1 pseudogene is annotated in these 247 nt (G+C 32.0%); it reads right to left on the reverse strand.

Annotated elements, in window-relative coordinates:
* Window positions 1-213, reverse strand: a pseudogene (locus V6255_RS18155) (flagellar biosynthetic protein FliR); the annotation flags it as partial.
* Between the last annotated feature and the right edge of the window lie 34 nt (window positions 214-247).

The raw sequence follows: 247 nt of genomic DNA on the forward strand, positions 1-247 counted from the left end.
AGTAATTCCTTTAATCCACTGGTTTTCAAAATGGAATGGCACAATTAATAACGTAATCCATAGAACAAATAAACCAAATAACATGCTAATTGATAAACCTAAGCTGAAAATATTCAACTGAGGAGCTGCTATGGTCATGATTCCAAAAGATAAATTAACCAATAACATCGCGACCATTGAAGCGATAGAAAATGCCAGAGCAGCATGAAACATAATTTAAAGACCGCGTTAATAAAAATAATTATGA

The organism is Psychromonas arctica (assembly GCF_038155225.1).
Lineage (GTDB): Bacteria > Pseudomonadota > Gammaproteobacteria > Enterobacterales > Psychromonadaceae > Psychromonas > Psychromonas arctica_B.